A 15596-nucleotide genomic window follows, 5' to 3' on the forward strand; every position below is an offset into this window, starting at 1 on the left:
TCGCGTCGAGGTCCCTGCTAGCGCGGCCCGCCGGCGTCAGCCGAGGAAGAACTCTTCCAGCACCGGCGTGAGCACCTCGTACGACACCCCGTGCGTCTGGCCCGGCAGCGTGTGGCGCGTCGCACCCGGGATGCTCGCGGCCAGCGCGCTCGCCGCCTCCGCCACCCAGGCGGGGCTCGCCCCGCCGTCCAAGACCAGCGAAGGGATGCGGATCGTCGCGAACCGCTCGACCGGCACACCCGCATCCACGAGCGCGAACTCGTAGGGGAGTGTGTGCGCGACCGCGACCAGCCCCGGCCACCACGGTGTGTCTCGCATGGTCGCGGGGTCGTTCCCGGTGGTCACCAAAAAGAGCTCGGTCGCGCGCTCGCGGTCGCCGGCCGCCAGAGCCGCGGCGACCTGTTCCGTCGGCTCGCTCTGCGCGATGTACGGCGCCTCGTACCCGGCGACACGGGCGATGGATGCGCCGGCCGCGGCCGCCTCGAAGGCGAGGGCCGCCCCTGACGAGTGGCCGTACACGAACGCGTCGTCGCCGACCGCGTCGAGCAGCACCCGCACATCCTCGATCTCGCGTTCCCGTTCGTATGGCGGCGGGTTGCTCGCATCCGTGCTGTCCCCGCGCCCGCGCCTGTCGAACGCGACGACGGTGAAATGCGGGGTGAGGTTCGGCAGGACCGCTGCAGCGGACTGGCGGGTGCTGAACGCCCCGCCGATCACGAGAAGGGTCGGCCCGCTGCCCTGGACCTCGTAGGCGATCGTCGAGCCGTCGGCTGACGTCACGGTTTCGGCCATGGCTGTTCCTTTCGGTGGATGCGATGGACAGGTCCATGCTCCTCCCGACCGGTGACACTGGCTAGCGCATCCGCGTATCCGCCCGCCCGGTCCCGAGTGAATAGCTATGCAATAGACTCGCGTCATGTCGATCGGGAACGCGGAGTGGAGCAGACTGCCCGCCGACCGCATGTCCCTGCTGACCAAAGTCGCGCGCATGTACCACGAGCAGCACATCCGCCAGCCTGAGATCGCGCAGCGGCTCCACATTTCGCAGTCCCGGGTTTCGCGACTCCTCAAAGAGGCGGTCAACCTCGGCGTCGTCCGCACGATCGTGGTCACGCCGCCGGGGGTGCACTCGCAGCTCGAGGACGCCATCCGCGACCGCTACGGCCTAGCCGATGTCGTGGTCGGCGGAGACGACGGCGGCAGCGACGGCGGCGACCTCGACGACAACGCCCTGCTCGCGACCCTCGGGAGCGCGGGCGCCGCCTACCTCGAGACGACACTCTCCGAGAAGGACGACATCGGCGTCTCGTCCTGGTCGTCCACACTGCTCGCGGTGGTGGATGCGATGACGCCGCAGCGCACGCGCCTCGCCCGGAGCGCGGTGCAACTCCTCGGCGGCGTCGGCGACCCCAGCGTGCAGGTCAAGGCGACCCACCTCACCGACCGGCTCGCACGTGTCACCGGCGCGCAGGCCCGCTACTTTCCGGCGCCCGGTATCGTCGCGCGCAAATCGGTCCGGGATGCCCTGCTCGAAGATCCCTATGTGAGCGAAGTCGCATCGGCATGGGACGCCCTGACCGTCGCACTCGTCGGCATCGGAAGCCTCCGGCCCTCGCCCCTGCTCCAGTCGTCGGGCAATGCGATCTCAGACAAAGACCAGGATTCGCTGCGCGAACTCGGCGCCGTCGGCGACGTCTGCCTGCACTTCTTCGACGCAGGGGGTGCGCTCGTCGACAGTGAGCTCGAAGAGCGGGTCATCGGCATCTCCGGTGCGCAGCTGCGCGCGATCCCGCGCACCATCGGCATCGCCGGCGGCGCGCGCAAAGTGGATGCGATCCGTGCGGCAGCCCTCGGCGGCTGGATCGACGTGCTCATCACCGATGTCGGCACCGCCCACCGCCTCGTCGACTGACGCGCATCCTCTCACCTGTGTTCATAAAACAGGAGTTCGTGTGACGGGAGTGACGGATGTGGCCCAGATCGGCCGCATCCGACCTCTTTAGGCGCTCCCCACCCTGCAATCTCCTGTTTTATGAACCGCGCGCGTCAGGAATTCGCCCCGCGCCTACTCGTAGCTCGAGAACAGCGCCTGCTGCGCCAGCGCGAGCGCCCCGAGAGCATCGTGCCGATCCTGCGCCGCCTGCACGGCCGCGAAGTCGAGCTTGTCGAGCCCTCGGTCGGCAGCTTTCAGGAAGTCGATCGCGTGGTTCGCCGCCTCCACGCTGTCTTCCCGGAACGGGAACTGGTCGAGCTGCCAGACGCCTTCCCAGTTGTTCTTGCGCAGCGTGTAGAAGAACTCGAACAGCTCGATCGGATGCACGGTGCCGGCGACCATGTCGTCATCCCATTGCCGCAGGTTGTCGTTGACGTCCATGCCGAAGAGGCGACCGTAATCGATGGCCAGCTGCGCGGAGTCGGCTGGCGACTCGCCGCCGAACAGCGCGTGACCGAAGTCGAGGAGGATGCCGACGTTGGGCAGTCCGATGCGTTCGATCCCGAGGAGGGTGCGCGACACCGAGTCGAACGACATGTGCACGCGCGGCTCGCGCGGCTTGTACTCGATGACGAACTTCAGGTCGGGGTTCTCCGAGGCGAGCAGGCCGACGCCGTCGAGGGAGTTCTTCCAGAGCGCGCCGTGGTCGACCTGGAACGGGTAGTCCCAGCCGTCCTGACCCGGCCACAGTTTCACATAGTCGGCGCCGAAGTACCGCACGACGTCGGCGGCTTCGCTGATGAGTTCGTGGGCGTGGCGCCGCACGCCCGGGTCGGGGTTCGTGAACGCGCCTTTCGCGAACTCGCGCGTGTAGATCTCGGGCGTGATCCCGATGACGCCGAGGTTGTTGCGGTCGAGCGCCTCCTTGACCTGCTCGTTCGTGAATGATCCACCGAAGAACGGGTAGTTGAGGTCGACGACGGACAGGTCGCGAACCTGCCCGGCCAGGTCGATCGCGTCGATGACGCTGCGCGGGTCGCCGTAGCCGTCGGTGGCGTAACGGTCGACGTAGGTGGCGAAGTGCCAGATTCCGGCGCCGTAACGCTGAGTGCTGGGCATTGGTGTTCTCCTTATATATAGGGATGCGGTGCAGCGGCACTGCGTGTGTCCGAGCTGCAGGCCAGGTCGATGGCGGCGTGCCACCGGTCACGGCGGGCTCGCGCCCGCTCCGGGCTCATGATCGGGTCGAAGATGGTGCCGTTGCGGTCGAGCGCGAGCACCTCATCCGCGGTCCAGATGCCGGCGCCGATGCCGGCGAGGTGGGCCGCACCGAGCGCGGACAGTCCCGCTACATCCGGCCGTCGCACCCGTCGCTGGCTCAGGTCGGCGAGCAGTTGGGCGAGCCAGTCGTTGGCGGCCGGTCCGCCGTCGATGAGGATGGTGTCGAACCGCCGCCCGGTCGCCTTCTCGGCTGCGCACAGCACGTCGTCGATCTGGAGCGGGATGGACTCCACGGCCGCCCGGGCGAGTTCGGCCCGGGTCGTGCTCAGGTCGAAGCCGCTGATGATCGCACGGGCGTCGTCGTCCCACCAGGGAGCCCCGAGCCCCGAGAAGGCGGGCACGAGGTCGACGCCGCGGCCGGGGTCCGCATCCCTGTCGGTTTCGGCCGCGAGGGCAGCGAGTTCGGCGGGTGTCGTCTCGAGGACCTCGGCCAGCCAGACGAGTGTCGCCCCGGTCGAGAGGATGTTGCCCTCGAACGCGTAGCTGGGCTCCGGGTCGCTCCACGCGACGGTCGTCACCAGGCCGCCGGGGCTGGATGCTCGCGACTCGAGCAGCCCCATGATCGACGAACCCGTGCCGAGGGTGACCTTGACCGAACCGGCGGTCCGGGCGCCGTGGCCGAAGAGGGCGGCGTGCGAGTCGCCGAGAATCGCGTGGATGCGCGTCCCCCGTGGCAGCATCGGCAGGCCGGTCACGGGCTCGGTCACCGAGTTCGACGCGACGACCGGTGGAAGGGCGGCGCGCGGGATGCGGAAGAGAGCGAGGAGCTCGTCGCTCCAGTCGAGGGTCGCCAGGTCGAGGAGTGCGGTGCGGCTCGCGTTGCCCGATTCGATGCGGAACTCGCCGGTGAGCCGGTGGACGAGCCAGGCGTCGACAGTGCCGAGGGCGATCTCGCCGCGGTTGGAGCGTTCGCGCCCCGGGTCGACCTGGTCGAGCAGCCACGCGAACTTCAGGGCCGAGAACATCGGGTCGACCGGCAGGCCGCTGAGCTGCCGGACGCGTTCGGCCGCACCGTCGTCTCGCGCGGTGATCGCCTGTGCGGCGGCCACCGTGCGGCGGTCCTGCCAGCCGAGCACGGGCCCGAGCGGTTCGCCGGTGGTGCGGTCCCAGCAGACGGCCGACTCGCGCTGTGTGCTGAGCGCGAGCCCGGCGACGCGGTCCTCGATGCCTGCGACCGCGAGCCGGACGGCCTCGAACGCGCTGTCGGCGATCTCACGCGCATCCTGTTCGACCCAGCCGGGCCGCGGATGCGTCTGGGCGACCGCGACGGCCCCCCACCCGACGACGTTCCCCGACGCGTCGACCGCGAGGGCTTTCGTGGAACTGGTGCCCTGGTCGACCGCGACGATGACGGCCGATCCGGCAGGCTCATCCATGCGCGAGTGCCTCCCTGGCAGCGTCGGCGATGTGGTCGGCGGTGAGTCCGAAATGACCGAGCAGGAAGTCGGTGCTGCCGGTCGGAGCGAACTCCGTCAGCCCAAGGATACGCAGCGGCACCCGCGCCGCGCTCTCCAGCTGGCCGACGACAGAGGCGACTGCGGCGCCAAGCCCGCCGGCGATGTTGGCTTCTTCGGCCGTGACGATCGCGCCGGTGGTGCGCGCAGCATCCGCGATCGCCTCGACGTCGAGCGGAGCGATGTACGACGCGTTCAGCACGCGCGCGTCGAGACCGGCGGCCTGCAGGAGCTCGGCGGCGATGAGCGCGCGCGAGACGAGGGTGCCGGTGGCGATGATCGTGAGGTCGGAGCCCGCGCGGGCCGTGGTGAACCGGCCCCGGACCAGGCGGTCGCCTTCCACCGTGACGTCGGGCACCTTGTGGCGGCCGACCCGGATGAACGTGGGGCGCGGATGCTCGACCGCCTGGCGCACCGCATCCCGCGTCTGCCTGCGGTCGGCCGGCACGACGATGTCGAGCCCGGGCAGCGCGCGCAGCCAGGAGAGGTCTTCGACGGAATGGTGGGTCGGCCCGAGCTCCCCGTACGCCATGCCGGGGCTCATGCCGCACAGGATGACCGGATGCTGGCTGTACGCGACGTCGGCTTTGACCTGCTCGAGCGAACGCCCGGTGAGGAACGGCGCTGCCGCGCAGACGAACGGGATGAGCCCCGAACTCGCGAGGCCCGCCCCGACACCGACCATGTCCTGCTCGGCGATGCCGACGTTGATGAGCCGGTCGGGGAATTCGTCGCGGAACGCGGTCAGGTTGCTCGAACCGACCGAGTCGTTGCAGACGGCGACGATGCGCTCGTCGCGTCGCGCGAGCTGGATGAGTTCGTCGGCGAACGCCGCACGGTTGTCGTATACGGGTGCGTCGGCGAGCGAGGTGGACGGGGCTTCGATGGTCATGCGAGTTCCTCCAGGGCGAGTTCGACCTGCTCGGCCGACGGCACCTTGTGGTGCCATTCGACGCGGTCTTCGATGAACGAGATGCCCTTGCCTTTGGTGGTGTTGGCGACGATCGCGACCGGCTTCCCGGTGGTCGACGGCCGGAACGCATCGATGAGGGCGTCGTAGTCGTGGCCGTCGATCTCGCGTACCTCGCAGCCGAAGGCGGCGAGGCGTTCGTCGAGCGGGTCGAGCGCGTTGGTGTCTTCGGTGCGTGCACCCTGCTGCAGGCGGTTGCGGTCCACGATCGCGACGAGGTTGTCGAGACCGAAATGGGATGCGGCCATCAGGGCCTCCCAGTTGCTGCCTTCCTGCATCTCGCCGTCGCCCATGACCACGAAGACGCGTGCGCCGGACCGGGTGAGCTTAGCGGCGACCGCCTGCCCGACGGCGACGGGCAGCCCGTGGCCGAGAGGGCCGGTGTTGGTCTCGACGCCGGGGATCTTGTTGCGGTTGGGGTGGCCGTTCAGTTCGGAGAGCGGCGCCATGAACGTGCTGAGCGCGGCGGGGGAGAAGTACCCGGTGAAGGCGAGCGTCGAGTAGAGCGCGGCGGCGCAGTGGCCTTTGCTGAGGATGAACCGGTCGCGGCCCGCCAGGTCGGGCTGGGCGGGGTCGATGCGGAGCGTGTACGCGAAGAGTGTCGTGAGAATGTCGGTGACCGACAGGTCGCCGCCGATGTGGCCCTGCCCGGCTTTCGAGATCATCTGGACGACGCTGCGACGGGTGCGGCGGGCCGTGTCGGCGAGCAGTCGCGAGCGCTCGGCGGGGGCGGATGCGGTCAGTCGCGCCCGCAGTTCGCGCCAGTCTTCGACCTGTCGGGAGTCGGTGGTCAACATGATGTGCATACCTATTCAGTGGTGACGAGAGTTGCAATAGCTTTGCATGACCGAGAGGATACTGTCAACAGGACAGGAGAGACCATGGCCGACCAGCGCATCCGGGTCATCATCGACAACGACTACTCAGGAGACCCGGACGGCCTGGTGCAACTCGCGCACCACCTGCTGTCGCCGTCGGTCGACATCAGGGCGGTGATCGGGTCGCACCTGCGGCCCGGCGACCCGTTCGACCCCTCGGATCGCACCGCGGACAACGCGTGCGACCGCATCCGCGACGTGATCGTTGCGCTCGGCATGGTGGCGGATGCGCCCCCGATCGCCGTCGGCTCGAACACGGGCCTCGTCGACAGGACAACCCCGATCGCGTCCGCCGGCGCGCGCGCCATCGTCGACGAGGCCATGCGCGACGACGACCGGTCGCTGTACGTCTGCTGTGGAGCGGGCCTCACCGAGCTCGCCAGTGCATGGCTGCTCGAGCCGCGCATCGCCGACCGGCTCACGCTCGTCTGGATCGGCGGACTCGAAGACCCGGCGCTCGCCGTGCCGCCGCCGGTCGCCGACCCGGTCGAATACAACCAGAACATCGACGTGGTCGCGGCGCAGGTCGTGTTCAACGAGTCGCGCATCCCGATCTGGCAGGTGCCGCGCAACGCCTACCGGCAGGCGCTGGTCTCCAACGCGGAGGCCGGGATGCGCATCCGCCCGCATGGCGCGATCGGCAGTCTGCTCTGCGACAGCATCGACCGGGTCGCCGACCTGGCTGGGCGCCACGGGCTCCCGCTCGGTGAGACCTACGTCTACGGCGACAGCCCGCTGGTGCTGCTCACCGCCCTGCAGTCCTCGTTCCAGCCGGACCCGTCGTCGAGCGAGTACGCCGTGCGGCCGGCCCCGCGCATCCGCGACGACGGCACCGCCGACTTCGGTGCGGGCGACTTCGGTGCGGGCGCCGGCTCTGGAGGTGTCGGCCGGCCGATCCGCGTCTACACGCGACTGGACCTCCGCCTCATGTTCGAGGACCTCTTCGCCAAGCTCGCGGCTACAGCTCGACGGTGAGGATGCCGCGCAGGTAGCGCCGCATCTCTTCGGCCATGTCGACGCTGGACCGGTCGAGGAGCCACTGCACCTGGAGTCCGTCGGAGAGGGCGACCATCGCGCGTGCCGCGCCCTCGGGGGTGGTGTTCTCGGTGAGCTGGCCGGCGTCGCGCATCCGCTCGAAGGCGAGCCGCATCTGGCCGACGACGAACGCGTACCGGTCGACGAAGTACTGGTGGGCCGGATGCTCGGCCCCGGTCGCCTCGGCCGAGAGGGTGCAGTGCAGTTCGACGAGACCGGGGACGGTCGCGTTGTATTCGAGGAGGGAGACGAATCCGCGGATGGTCGCGATCCCCGCATGCTCGTCGTCGACGGGTACGACTTCGGCCGAGCGGTCGTCGCGCAGTTGCAGGACCGCGGCGAGCAACTCGCTCTTGTTGGAGAAGTGGTGGAGCAGGCCGGCCTGGCTCATTCCCACGCGTTCCGCGATCTCACGGATGGACCCGCTTCGGAAGCCGGACGTCGAAAAGACGTCGATGCCGGCTTCGAGGATCTCGCGGCGTCGCGCGGGCGTCTTCGCATACGATCCGCGGACCTTGCCTGTGGTGCTCATGAGGGCAGATTAGCAGTCCATTGAAACGATTGAAACAAAAACCTAGTGCTTATTCGGTTTTCGTGTTACTTTCAATTCCCAACAGAGGGTCCGACGGCGGACCTCCCGACCGAAAGAGACAAAGATGTTCCGATGGAAGAGGCTGGCGGCCCTAGCAGCCGTCGTCGCACTGGGACTTGCTGGATGTTCTTCCACCAACTCCACGAGCGGCTCATCGCCCACCCTCACGCTGGGTGTGCTCGTACCTGCGACGACGTTTTCTGCGCAGGACGCCAACTGGGCGAATGAGTCGCCCTACATGCAGGCGGTCTACGACACCCTGCTCAAGGCGGACCCGAACGGCGACGTCAAGCCGGGTCTTGCCACCAAGTGGGCGTACAACGCCGACAACACGGTATTGACCCTGACCCTTCGCGACAACGTGAAGTTCACGGACGGCACGGCCTTCACCGCCGACGCAGCCGCCCAGAACCTCATCCGCTTCCGCGACGGCAACTCGCCCAACAAGTCGAACCTCGCCGACCTCGCCAGCGCCAAGGCGGTCGACCCGACCACCGTGCAGCTGACCCTCAAGCAGTCCAACCCCGCGCTGCTGACCTACCTGACGCAGAACGCCGGCCTCCAGGAGAGCCCGAAGGCGTTCACGGCCGCCACGATCAAGACCGACCCGGTCGGATCCGGACCGTACACGCTCGACACCGGCAAGACCGTCGTCGGAACTTCCTACGTGTTCAACAAGAACCCGAAGTACTGGGACAAGTCGAGTGTCCATTACGACAAGATCGTGATGAACGTCTACAGCGACCCGACCGCGCTCCTCAACGCGATCAAGGGCGGCCAGGTCAACGCGGCGAACACGCCGAACAACAACGACCTCGACCAGATCAAGGCGACCGGCTTCACCGTGTGGCCGCTCGAACTGAACTGGAACGGCCTGATCCTGCTGGACCGCGCCGGAACGATGAACCCCGCGCTGAAGGATGTCCGCGTCCGCCAGGCCATCAACTACGCCTTCGACACCAAGGCGCTGCTGAAGGCGGTCGGCCAGGGTTTCGGAACCCCGACGACCCAGGTCTTCCCGAAGAGCTCGGTCGCGTATGACCCGAGCCTCGACTCGTTCTACAAGTACGACCCGTCGAAGGCGAAGTCGCTCCTCGCGGCAGCCGGCTACGCCAAGGGTCTGACGCTGTCGATGCCGTCGAGCAACCTCCTCGGGTCCACGGTCTGGACGCTCATCGGCCAGCAGCTGAAGGATGTCGGGATCACGGTGAACTTCACCGACGCCGGCAACAACTTCATCACCGACATGCTCGCTCCGAAGTACCCGGCGACCTACATGATCCTGCAGCAGGACCCCGACTGGGCCCTGATCAACTTCCAGATCTCGAAGAACGCCACGTTCAACCCGTTCCACTACGACGACCCGAAGGTCGACGCACTGATCGCCACCGTCCACAACGGCTCGAAGTCCGAGTCGGACACAGCGGTCAAGGAACTGAACAAGTACGTCGTCGAGCAGGCGTGGTTCGCCCCCTGGTACCGCATGCAGTCGAGCTTCGTCAGCGACGCGAAGACGAAGGTCACCGTGCAGACCGGTAACGCCTATCCCTACCTCTGGAACATCGTTCCCACCTCCTGAGGTGACCTGACCGGGTCGCGCCACCCGTCGGCGCGACCCGGTCCCCACACTCCTAAGCCAGCAGAGGAACTTCAATGTTGAGATTCATCCTCCGACGCCTGTTCTCCGGCATCGTGCTGCTCTTCGTCATCACGACGATCGCGTACGTGCTGCTCTACCTCGGCGGCGGCAACATCGCCCGCCGCATCCTCGGGACGTCTGCCACCCAGGCGAACGTGCAGGCGAAAGCCGCGAGCCTCGGCCTCGACCGCCCCCTCATCGTCCAGTACATCGACTGGCTCGGCAACGCGCTCCACGGCGACTTCGGTGCCTCGTGGTTCACCGGGCAGCCGGTCGCCGACGCCATCAGCTCCCGTGCCGCTGTCACCCTCTCCATCGTCATCGGCGCCACCGTGCTCAGTGCGATCGTCGCAGTGATCCTCGGAGTGTGGGCTGCGGTCCGCCGCGGCGGCGTCGACCGCAGCGTCCAGGTGCTCTCGGTGCTCGGTTTCGCGATCCCCGGCTTCCTCATCGCCCTGGGGCTCGTGCTCATCTTCGCGATCAACCTGCACTGGTTCAAGCCGACCGGCTACATCCCGTTCACTGATTCACCGTCGGGCTGGCTCTCGTCGGTCACCCTCCCGATCATCGCCCTGGCGATCGGCAGCATCGCCGGCGTGACCCAGCAGATCCGCGGTTCGGTGATCGACGCGCTCCGCCAGGACTACGTCAGGACCCTCCGCAGCCGCGGCCTCTCATCCAGCCGCGTCATCTACAAGCACGTCCTCCGGAACGCAGGAGGACCTGCCCTCGCCATCCTGGCCGTACAGTTCATCGGCCTCCTCGGTGGCGCCGTGATCGTGGAGCAGATCTTCGCGATCCCCGGTCTCGGCCAGGTCTCGGTCAGCGCCACCACGCAAGGCGACATCCCGCTCGTCATGGGACTCGTCGTCATCACAGCGATCATCGTCGTGGTCGTCAATCTCCTCATCGACCTGCTCCAGGGCTGGCTCAACCCGAAGGTGCGTCTCTCATGACCCAATCAGCCCCCATGCCGGACCCGTCCCTGACCGTCGCGGTCGAGGAGAGCGGTGCTCGTGTATCCCTGTTCCGCCGGCTTCTGAAGAATCCGATCGGCCTGATCGCGATGATCTTCCTCGCGCTCCTCGTGCTCAGCGCCATCTTCGCTCCGTGGCTGGCGCCGCACGACCCGAATGCCGCATCCCTCAACGATGTGCTCGCCCCTGCGAGCGCCAAGCACCCTCTCGGCGCAGACAGTGCGGGCCGGGATGTGCTGAGCCGGCTCCTCTGGGCAAACCGTTACAGCCTCGCCGGCGCACTCGTCTCCCTCATCGTGGCCGCCATCATCGGCGTCACGGGCGGACTCTTCGCCGGGTACTACGGCAAGTGGTTCGACGCCGTGTCGTCCTGGCTGGCCAGCCTGCTGATGGCGCTCCCGGCCATCGTCGTGCTGCTGGCGGCGCGCGCCGTCATCGGGCCGTCGCTCTGGGCGTCGATGATCATCTTCGGCATCATCCTGTCGCCCGCGTTCTTCCGGCTGGTGTATGCCTCGGTGACCGCGGTGCGCAACGAGCTGTACGTCGACGCCGCACGCGTCTCGGGACTGGGCGACGGCAGCATCATCGGCCGCCACATCCTGACCGTGGTGCGCGCGCCTGTCATCATCCAGGCCGCGATGATCACGGGGATCGCGATCGCGGTCGAAGCCGGACTGGAGTTCCTGGGTCTCGGCGACATGAACATCCCCACCTGGGGCTCGATGCTGAACGACGGCTTCGCGAACATCTACAAGGATCCGCTGCTCATGCTGTGGCCGAGCCTCGCGATCGCGCTGACCTGTATCGCGCTGACACTTCTCGCGAACGCGATGCGCGACGAGCTCGAGCGCAGCGCCACCACGAAGAAGCGCAAGGGCAAGGCGAAGACCGACACCGGCATCGTGCACGAAGCGGTCGTGCGTCACCCGGACGACGCCCGCACCCTCGACGGTGTCGGCGAGGTGCTCCTCGCGATCGAACACCTCTCGGTCGGCTACGACCAGCCCGACGGGACCATCAAGCACGTCGTCAACGACGTCTCGCTCGAGGTCCGTCGCGGCGAAGTCCACGGCCTGATCGGCGAGTCCGGTTCGGGCAAGACGCAGACCGCGTGGTCGGTCCTGCGGCTCCTGCCCGAAGGCGGGCGCGTCACCGGCGGCTCGATCACGTTCGAGGGCAAGGACCTCGCGCACGCATCGGACAAGGAGATGACTCGCCTCCGCGGTCGCACCATCGCCTACATCCCGCAGGAGCCGATGTCGAACCTCGATGCGTCGTTCACGATCGGCAGCCAGCTGGTCGAACCGATGAGGGTCTGCCTGGGGATCTCGAAGAAGCAGGCGAAGGCACGCGCGCTCGAGCTGCTGGCAAAGGTCGGCATCCCGAACCCGGAGCGCACCTACGCGGCCTACCCCCACGAGGTGTCCGGCGGCATGGCACAGCGTGTGCTCATCGCCGGGGCCATCTCGTGCAACCCCGACCTGCTGATCGCCGACGAGCCGACGACGGCCCTGGACGTGACCGTCCAGGCCGACATCCTCGACCTGCTGCGCAACCTTCAGGCCGAACTGAACATGGGCGTCGTGCTCGTCACGCACAACTTCGGCGTCGTCGCCGACCTGTGCGACCGGGTGTCGGTGATGCGCAACGGGCGCATCGTCGAGTCCGGTCCGGTGCGCGCGATCTTCGCGAACCCCGAGCACGAGTACACCAAGTCGTTGTTCGCCGACATCCTCGAAGAGGGCGAAGCCCGCGGCGAGCTCGTCACATCCAGCGCGATCAGTACGACCAGCGCGACCATCGAAGGAGAACGGTCATGAGCGAGCTGCTCCTCGACGCCGACGAGGTCGTCGTCGACTATCCGGTGAAGGGCTTCCGCAAGGAGCCGTTCCGTGCCCTGAAGGGTGTCTCCCTCGACATCCGGCCGGGCGAGACCGTCGGCCTGGTCGGCGAATCCGGCTCGGGCAAGACGACGCTGGGGCGCGCGGTGCTGGGGCTGGCCCCGGTCACCGGCGGCGCCATCCGGTACAAGGGCAGGGACATCAGCAGGCTGGGCCGCAAGGACCGCCGGGCGCTGTCGAGCGAGATCCAGGTCGTGTTCCAGGATCCGTACACCTCGCTGAACCCGTCGCTGACGATCGAGCAGATCCTCGTCGAGCCGCTCACCGTGCGCAAAGTCCCGGCCAAGGAGGCCTCGAAGCGCGTGCGCGACCTGCTCGACCAGGTCGGCCTGCCGGCCAGTGCCGCGGGCCGTCTGCCCCGCGAGTTCTCCGGCGGCCAGCGTCAGCGCATCGCCATCGCCCGCGCCCTCGCGCTCGAACCGCGGCTGATCGTGTGCGACGAGCCGGTGTCGGCACTTGACCTGTCGACGCAGGCGCGCGTGCTCGACCTGTTCAAGGACATCCAGGACCGCACCGGCGTCGCCTACTTGTTCGTCTCCCACGACCTGGCCGTGGTGCGCCACCTCAGCCACCGGGTCGCGGTCATGTACCACGGTGAGATCGTGGAGTGGGGCTCCGGCGACCAGGTCACCGCCCACCCCGAGCATCCGTACACCCAGCGTCTGTTCCTGGCGGCTCCGGTGCCCGACCCGGACCGCCAGGAGCAGCGGCGTGCCGACCGCGAGCGCCTGCTCGCGGCGCACGCCGAGCAGAACCTGCAGGCGGGCGTCTAGGTGAGCAACGAAGCGGCCGGCCCCGGCATCAGGTTCGGGGCGGCCTACTACCACGAGTACCAGCCGGGGCCTCGGCTCGAGGAGGATTTCGAGCTGATGGCCGCGGCCGGATTCACGGTGATCCGGGTGGGCGAGTCGGTCTGGTCGACCTGGGAGCCGGAGCCGGGCGCGTTCGACCTGGACTGGCTGGAGCCGGTACTGGATGCGGCGCACGCCCGCGGCATCGGTGTCATCCTCGGCACGCCGACGTACGCGATCCCGATGTGGATGAAACGCCTCCACCCCGAGGTCGCTGGCGACAGTGCGACCGGGGTCCCGATCCCGTGGGGGAGCCGGCAGGAGATGGATTTCACCAACCCGGCGTACCTCTTCTACGCCGAGCGCATCATCCGCGCGGTCGTCGGCCGCTTCCGCGACCATCCGGCGATCATCGGCTACCAGGTCGACAACGAGCCCGGGTTGCGGCTGCTGTTCAACGAGGGGATCTTCCAGCGGTTCGTCGACGAGCTGCGGCACACCTACGGCGACGTCGAGACACTGAACCGCGAGTGGGGCCTCGTCTACTGGTCGCACCGGCTGTCGACCTGGGCCGACCTGTGGCGGCCCGACGGCAACTTCCAGCCCCAGTACGACCTTGCGTGGCGGCGCTTCCAGGCGCGACTCGTGACCGAGTTCATCGGCTGGCAGGCCGGCATCGTGCGTGAATTCGCGCACGACGGCCAGTTCGTCACCACGTGCATCTCATACGACCAGGTCGGCGTCGAGGATGTGGACCTCTCGGCGCAGCTCGACATCGCGTCGGGCAACGCCTACTACGAGATGCAGGATGCGCTCGCCCACCCCAGCACGGACGAACGGTCGACCGGCTGGATCGTGAAAGGCACGTGGGCGCTCTACCAGCTCGCCGACCTGATGTTCTCGTCGAAGCAGGCGCCGTTCCTGATCACCGAGACGAACGCCTCGTCGATCGGGCATTCCTCCCTCAACTTCTCGCCCTACGACGGGCAGTGGCGCCAGGCCGCCTGGGCGCTCGTCGCCCGCGGCGCCCGCATGGTCGAGTACTGGCACTGGCACACCCTGCACTTCGGAACCGAGACCTACTGGGGCGGCGTGCTGCCGCACAGCCAGGTTCCCGGCCGCACCTACGCGGAGCTCGCCCGGCTCGGCGCCGAGTTCGCTCGGGCGGGGGAGCGCGTCGCGCGTTCGGTCCCGGATGCGGACGTCGCGGTGCTCTACGACTCGGACAGCACGTTCGCGCTCTCGTCGCAAGCCCCGTTCTCGGCCCCTGGCCAGTACCTGGACCCCGACTCCTACCGGCGCATCGTCTCGGCGTTCTACCGCGGCGCGTTCGACGCCGGACTCCAGACCCGGCTGGTGCGGCCGCAGCAGCTGTTCGCCTCCCGCGGGGGCGAGACGAGCCCCGAGGAGTTCGCGGCCACGCATCCGGTGCTCATCGTGGCCGCCTTCTTCACCGCCGCCGACGACGACCTCGACTGGCTGACCGCGTACGCCGCGGCCGGCGGCCACCTCGTGCTCGGGCCGCGCACCGCCTACGCCGACCGCGAGGGTCGCGCCCGCATCGACGTGAAGCCGTCGAGGCTGACCGGGGCGGCCGGCGTGACGTACGACGAGTTCGCGAACCTCGAGAATCCGGTTCCCGTCGAGGGTACAGAGGGCGCGGGCGGAGCGGACGGCGCGGACGGCTTCGCCGTGGCAGCGGATGCGGTGGCCATCGACTGGATCGACGGTCTCACCCTCGATGGCGCCACCGCCCTCGCCCACTACCGGCACCCGCATTTCGGGCGCTGGCCCGCCGTCACCACGAACGCCTTCGGCTCAGGACGGGTGACGGTCGTCGGCACGGTCCCCGGTCAGTCCCTTGCGCGTTCGCTGGCCGAATGGCTGGTACCCGAACCGCTCGGCGCGTGGGGCGACCTGCCCGAGACCGTGACGGCGACCAGCTCGACGGCGCCGGACGGGGACCGTATCCACTACCTGCACAACTGGTCGTGGACACCGGCGATGGTCGACGTGCCATTCGCGGTCACAGACCTACTCGACGACCACTCCTACGGGGTCGGCGAGACCATCGAGCTCGGGCCGTGGGATGTGCGCATCGTCGCCTCCGCGTTCGACCGACAAGAAACAGAGAGACGGTAACTA

13 protein-coding genes are annotated in these 15596 nt (G+C 68.3%); 7 read left to right on the forward strand and 6 right to left on the reverse strand.

The genetic code is table 11. The features are described from left to right. Positions 1-36 precede the first annotated feature (36 nt). The gene (locus tag G3T36_RS06265) at positions 37-792 is read right to left on the reverse strand and encodes an alpha/beta fold hydrolase (RefSeq protein WP_163288682.1); all 756 of its coding nucleotides are present in this window, start codon (positions 790-792) and stop codon (positions 37-39) included. A 124-nt stretch (positions 793-916) separates the two neighbouring features. Between G3T36_RS06265 and G3T36_RS06270 the strand changes: the two genes are divergently transcribed. Next, complete coding sequence (locus tag G3T36_RS06270; RefSeq protein WP_205245017.1) at positions 917-1912, forward strand: sugar-binding transcriptional regulator; 996 nt, start codon at positions 917-919, stop codon at positions 1910-1912. A gap of 153 nt (positions 1913-2065) precedes the next feature. Here G3T36_RS06270 and G3T36_RS06275 read toward each other — a convergent pair whose 3' ends face one another. Genes G3T36_RS06275 through G3T36_RS06290 form a run of 4 tightly spaced genes read right to left on the reverse strand, consistent with a single transcriptional unit; the run spans position 2066 to position 6435 of the window. Beyond that, positions 2066-3052 (reverse strand): sugar phosphate isomerase/epimerase family protein, encoded by a 987-nt coding sequence (locus G3T36_RS06275; protein ID WP_163288683.1) that lies wholly within the window; start codon positions 3050-3052, stop codon positions 2066-2068. Positions 3053-3063: 11 nt separating this feature from the next. Further along, the gene (locus G3T36_RS06280; protein ID WP_163288684.1) at positions 3064-4590 is read right to left on the reverse strand and encodes an FGGY-family carbohydrate kinase; all 1527 of its coding nucleotides are present in this window, start codon (positions 4588-4590) and stop codon (positions 3064-3066) included. Further along, the gene (locus G3T36_RS06285; protein ID WP_163288685.1) at positions 4583-5560 is read right to left on the reverse strand and encodes a transketolase family protein; all 978 of its coding nucleotides are present in this window, start codon (positions 5558-5560) and stop codon (positions 4583-4585) included. Before G3T36_RS06285 ends, G3T36_RS06280 begins: the two co-directional genes overlap by 8 nt. Further along, positions 5557-6435 carry a transketolase gene (locus tag G3T36_RS06290; protein WP_163288686.1) on the reverse strand — a complete coding sequence of 293 codons (879 nt, stop codon included), beginning with the start codon at positions 6433-6435 and terminating at the stop codon, positions 5557-5559. The genes G3T36_RS06285 and G3T36_RS06290 overlap by 4 nt, the downstream gene beginning before the upstream one ends. Before the next feature lie 84 nt (positions 6436-6519). Here G3T36_RS06290 and G3T36_RS06295 point away from each other — a divergent pair, with 84 nt between their 5' ends. After that, positions 6520-7491 (forward strand): nucleoside hydrolase, encoded by a 972-nt coding sequence (locus G3T36_RS06295; protein WP_163288687.1) that lies wholly within the window; start codon positions 6520-6522, stop codon positions 7489-7491. On the opposite strand, the gene G3T36_RS06300 is transcribed toward G3T36_RS06295, so the two are convergent. Then, positions 7475-8083 carry a TetR/AcrR family transcriptional regulator gene (locus tag G3T36_RS06300; RefSeq protein ID WP_163288688.1) on the reverse strand — a complete coding sequence of 203 codons (609 nt, stop codon included), beginning with the start codon at positions 8081-8083 and terminating at the stop codon, positions 7475-7477. The two genes, G3T36_RS06295 and G3T36_RS06300, sit on opposite strands and share 17 nt — an antisense overlap. A 124-nt stretch (positions 8084-8207) precedes the next feature. Here G3T36_RS06300 and G3T36_RS06305 point away from each other — a divergent pair, with 124 nt between their 5' ends. The 5 genes from G3T36_RS06305 to G3T36_RS06325 all read left to right on the forward strand — a co-directional run bounded on the left by G3T36_RS06305 (position 8208) and on the right by G3T36_RS06325 (position 15593). Next, on the forward strand, positions 8208-9722 hold the full coding sequence (locus tag G3T36_RS06305; RefSeq protein ID WP_163288689.1) for an ABC transporter substrate-binding protein: 1515 nt from the start codon (positions 8208-8210) through the stop codon (positions 9720-9722). A gap of 74 nt (positions 9723-9796) precedes the next feature. Next, entirely contained in the window at positions 9797-10738 is a 942-nt protein-coding gene (locus G3T36_RS06310) for an ABC transporter permease (RefSeq protein WP_163288690.1), read from the forward strand. Beyond that, entirely contained in the window at positions 10735-12579 is a 1845-nt protein-coding gene (locus G3T36_RS06315; protein WP_163288691.1) for a dipeptide/oligopeptide/nickel ABC transporter permease/ATP-binding protein, read from the forward strand. The genes G3T36_RS06310 and G3T36_RS06315 overlap by 4 nt, the downstream gene beginning before the upstream one ends. Then, positions 12576-13433, forward strand: a complete 858-nt coding sequence (locus G3T36_RS06320; protein WP_163288692.1) for an ATP-binding cassette domain-containing protein — start codon at positions 12576-12578, stop codon at positions 13431-13433. Before G3T36_RS06315 ends, G3T36_RS06320 begins: the two co-directional genes overlap by 4 nt. Next, positions 13434-15593 (forward strand): beta-galactosidase, encoded by a 2160-nt coding sequence (locus tag G3T36_RS06325; RefSeq protein ID WP_338031482.1) that lies wholly within the window; start codon positions 13434-13436, stop codon positions 15591-15593. Positions 15594-15596 lie beyond the last annotated feature (3 nt).

The organism is Leifsonia tongyongensis (assembly GCF_010686705.1).
GTDB classification, from domain to species: Bacteria; Actinomycetota; Actinomycetes; order Actinomycetales; family Microbacteriaceae; genus Diaminobutyricibacter; species Diaminobutyricibacter tongyongensis.

Excerpts from the sequence above, each read along its gene's own strand:
- G3T36_RS06265 (WP_163288682.1), bottom strand. The coding sequence starts at position 792 with ATGGCCGAAACCGTGACGTCAGCCGACGGCTCGACGATCGCCTACGAG.
- G3T36_RS06270 (WP_205245017.1), top strand. The coding sequence starts at position 917 with ATGTCGATCGGGAACGCGGAGTGGAGCAGACTGCCCGCCGACCGCATG.
- G3T36_RS06275 (WP_163288683.1), bottom strand. The coding sequence starts at position 3,052 with ATGCCCAGCACTCAGCGTTACGGCGCCGGAATCTGGCACTTCGCCACC.
- G3T36_RS06280 (WP_163288684.1), bottom strand. The coding sequence starts at position 4,590 with ATGGATGAGCCTGCCGGATCGGCCGTCATCGTCGCGGTCGACCAGGGC.
- G3T36_RS06285 (WP_163288685.1), bottom strand. The coding sequence starts at position 5,560 with ATGACCATCGAAGCCCCGTCCACCTCGCTCGCCGACGCACCCGTATAC.
- G3T36_RS06290 (WP_163288686.1), bottom strand. The coding sequence starts at position 6,435 with ATGTTGACCACCGACTCCCGACAGGTCGAAGACTGGCGCGAACTGCGG.
- G3T36_RS06295 (WP_163288687.1), top strand. The coding sequence starts at position 6,520 with ATGGCCGACCAGCGCATCCGGGTCATCATCGACAACGACTACTCAGGA.
- G3T36_RS06300 (WP_163288688.1), bottom strand. The coding sequence starts at position 8,083 with ATGAGCACCACAGGCAAGGTCCGCGGATCGTATGCGAAGACGCCCGCG.
- G3T36_RS06305 (WP_163288689.1), top strand. The coding sequence starts at position 8,208 with ATGTTCCGATGGAAGAGGCTGGCGGCCCTAGCAGCCGTCGTCGCACTG.
- G3T36_RS06310 (WP_163288690.1), top strand. The coding sequence starts at position 9,797 with ATGTTGAGATTCATCCTCCGACGCCTGTTCTCCGGCATCGTGCTGCTC.
- G3T36_RS06315 (WP_163288691.1), top strand. The coding sequence starts at position 10,735 with ATGACCCAATCAGCCCCCATGCCGGACCCGTCCCTGACCGTCGCGGTC.
- G3T36_RS06320 (WP_163288692.1), top strand. The coding sequence starts at position 12,576 with ATGAGCGAGCTGCTCCTCGACGCCGACGAGGTCGTCGTCGACTATCCG.